3 protein-coding genes and 3 tRNA genes are annotated in these 3136 nt (G+C 53.5%); all 6 read left to right on the top strand.

Annotated elements, in window-relative coordinates; all coding sequences use genetic code 11:
• Nucleotides 1–21 precede the first annotated feature (21 nt).
• The 6 genes from ACWYRJ_RS20660 (at nucleotide 22) to gshA (ending at nucleotide 3046) form a co-directional block, all read left to right on the top strand.
• A tRNA-Arg gene (locus ACWYRJ_RS20660) sits at nucleotides 22–98 on the top strand.
• Nucleotides 99–127: 29 nt separating this feature from the next.
• A tRNA-Arg gene (locus ACWYRJ_RS20655) sits at nucleotides 128–204 on the top strand.
• Nucleotides 205–232: 28 nt separating this feature from the next.
• Nucleotides 233–309 (top strand) — tRNA-Arg (locus ACWYRJ_RS20650).
• Between the two features lie 117 nt (nucleotides 310–426).
• On the top strand, nucleotides 427–993 hold the full coding sequence (gene yqaB / locus ACWYRJ_RS20645) for a fructose-1-phosphate/6-phosphogluconate phosphatase (RefSeq protein WP_455508534.1): 567 nt from the start codon (nucleotides 427–429) through the stop codon (nucleotides 991–993).
• Nucleotides 990–1418 carry a YqaA family protein gene (locus tag ACWYRJ_RS20640; RefSeq protein WP_048975561.1) on the top strand — a complete coding sequence of 143 codons (429 nt, stop codon included), beginning with the start codon at nucleotides 990–992 and terminating at the stop codon, nucleotides 1416–1418. Before yqaB ends, ACWYRJ_RS20640 begins: the two co-directional genes overlap by 4 nt.
• A gap of 83 nt (nucleotides 1419–1501) precedes the next feature.
• Nucleotides 1502–3046, top strand: a complete 1545-nt coding sequence (gene gshA / locus ACWYRJ_RS20635) for a glutamate--cysteine ligase (RefSeq protein WP_115876132.1) — start codon at nucleotides 1502–1504, stop codon at nucleotides 3044–3046.
• Nucleotides 3047–3136 lie beyond the last annotated feature (90 nt).

Genomic DNA, 3136 nt, shown 5'->3' with positions numbered 1-3136 from the left:
AGTACAGTAGTAAATCCCGATGCATCCGTAGCTCAGCTGGATAGAGTACTCGGCTACGAACCGAGCGGTCGGAGGTTCGAATCCTCCCGGATGCACCATTTACTATTTCTGAAAGCAGTACCCTGATGCATCCGTAGCTCAGCTGGATAGAGTACTCGGCTACGAACCGAGCGGTCGGAGGTTCGAATCCTCCCGGATGCACCATTTACTGTTTCTGAAAGCATTTCCCGATGCATCCGTAGCTCAGCTGGATAGAGTACTCGGCTACGAACCGAGCGGTCGGAGGTTCGAATCCTCCCGGATGCACCATCTTCTCCTTCTTTGTTTATTCCTTCGACGTTCCGTCAGCAATCACACTCTCAGTCAGCGACAAAAACCACCATTTACGATAAAGTAATGCTTTGTTAATCGTTTAGCGAGAGCACGATGTACGCACAGTATGACGGTTTGATCTTCGATATGGATGGCACTCTTCTGGATACCGAACCCACGCATCGTCAAGCCTGGACAGACGCCCTGGGCCGCTACGGTATGCGTTTCGATCTTCAGGCGATGATTGCCCTCAACGGATCTCCCACCTGGCGTATTGCACAGGCCGTGATTGAACTGAATCAGGCCGATCTCGACCCGCACCTGCTCGCGCGCGAAAAAACCGATGCAGTAAAAGCCATGCTTTTAGATACCGTACGCCCTCTGCCGCTGATTGATGTGGTAAAAGAGTGGCACGGGCGTCGCCCGATGTCGGTAGGAACAGGCAGCGAAAGTGCGATTGCAGAAGCTTTGCTCAATCATCTTGGCCTGCGCCACTATTTTTCTGCCGTGGTCGCCGCCGATCATGTTAAACATCACAAGCCCGCGCCGGACACCTTCCTGCTTTGCGCAGAATTAATGGGCGTCCCGGCGGCAAAATGCGTCGTGTTTGAAGATGCCGATTTCGGCATCCAGGCCGCGCGTGATGCCGGAATGGATGCGGTGGATGTACGCTTACTGTGAGTGACGTGCTGTCACTTGCCTCATTATTCGCCAGCAGTTTTTTAAGCGCCACGCTGTTACCGGGAAATTCGGAAGTGGTGCTGGTGGCGATGCTGTTGTCCGGCGTGAGTCAGCCCTGGCTGCTTGTATTAATAGCAACAATGGGTAATAGCCTTGGAGGGCTGACTAACGTTATTCTTGGGCGTTTCTTTCCGCTGCGTGAAAAATCGCGCTGGCAGGAAAAGGCAGTCGGCTGGCTAAAACGCTATGGCGCTGCCACGCTGTTATTAAGCTGGATGCCTGTAATAGGCGATTTACTGTGTCTGCTGGCGGGATGGATGCGCATCTCCTGGGGACCGGTGCTCTTTTTTTTGTGCCTTGGCAAGGCGTTGCGCTATGTTCTCGTGGCGTGGGCAACACTACAGGGTATGACGTGGTGGCACTAATTGGTGGAATGAATACGCGACCTTCAATCGTCAACCATTACAATTATGCTGAGTAACATTACTTTGACAGGCGGGAGGTCAATTTGATCCCGGACGTATCTCAGGCGCTGGCCTGGCTGGAAAACCACCCTCAGGCATTGAAGGGTATTCAGCGTGGTCTTGAGCGTGAAACGCTGCGCGTTAACGCAGACGGCAGTTTAGCGACGACGGGTCACCCGAAGGCGTTAGGCTCGGCGCTGACACATAAATGGATCACAACCGATTTCGCTGAAGCGCTGCTGGAGTTCATCACCCCAGTAGAGGGTGATATTGATCATATGCTGACGATCATGCGCGATATCCATCGTTATACCGCGCGCAACCTGGGCGACGAACGTATGTGGCCCCTCAGCATGCCGTGCTATATCGAGCAGGGCCAGGAGATTGAGCTGGCGCAGTACGGCACGTCAAATATCGGCCGGCTGAAAACGCTCTATCGTGAAGGGCTGAAAAACCGCTACGGCGCGTTGATGCAGACGATCTCGGGTGTGCATTACAACTTCTCGCTGCCAATGGCATTCTGGCAGGCGAAATGCGGTGAAACGGATAAAGACGCGATCTCGGAGGGCTATTTCCGCCTCATCCGCAACTATTACCGTTTCGGCTGGGTGATCCCGTATCTGTTTGGTGCCTCCCCGGCGATCTGTTCTTCGTTCCTGCAGGGGAAACCGACCACGCTGCCGTTCGAGAAGACCGAGTGCGGAATGTACTATCTTCCGTACGCCACCTCTCTGCGGCTGAGCGATCTCGGTTATACCAATAAATCGCAAAGCAATCTCGGTATTACGTTTAACGAATTGCACGAATATGTGGCAGGATTGAAGCGGGCGATCAAAACCCCGTCGGAAGAGTACGAGAAAATCGGCCTCGAAAAAGACGGTAAGCGCCTGCAAATTAACAGCAATGTGCTGCAGATTGAAAACGAGCTGTATGCGCCTATTCGTCCTAAGCGCGTGACGCGCAGCGGCGAAACCCCGTCGGATGCGCTGCAGCGCGGTGGGATCGAATACATTGAAGTGCGCTCGCTGGATATCAACCCGTTCTCACCGATTGGCGTTGATGAGCAGCAGGTTCGCTTCCTGGATCTGTTTATGGTCTGGTGCGTGCTGGCGGATGCGCCGGAAATGAGTTCAGACGAACTGCTCTGTACCCGAACAAACTGGAACCGCGTTATTCTGGAAGGACGTAAACCGGGTCTGACGCTGGGTATCGGCTGCGAAACGGCACAGTTCCCGCTGACGAAAGTCGGCAAAGATCTGTTCCGCGATCTGAAGCGAGTTGCCCGGACGATGGACAGCATCGACGGTGGCGACGCATATCAACAGATTTGCGACCAGCTGGTAGCGTGCTTTGATAACCCGGAACTGACATTCTCAGCGCGTATTCTGCGTTCTATGATTGATCAGGGCATTGGTGGTACGGGTCGCTCACTTTCGGCGGAGTACCGTGAAATGCTGATACAGGAGCCGTTAGAAATCCTGAGCGAATCAGATTTTGTCGCGGAACGCGAAGCGTCCGTGGTGCGTCAGAAAGAGGTTGAAGCGGCGGATACCGAGTCGTTTGAGGCGTTTCTGGCGAAGCAGGCTTAAGCAGAAAAGAAAAAGGCCACATCGCTGTGGCCAAAATATACATCTCTGAATTCAGGGATGATGATAACAAATGCGCGTCTTTCATATACT

The organism is Enterobacter sp., from assembly GCF_977039595.1.
The sequence above is the reverse complement of the archived record's forward strand: the minus strand, read 5'-3'. Positions and strand labels throughout refer to the sequence as shown.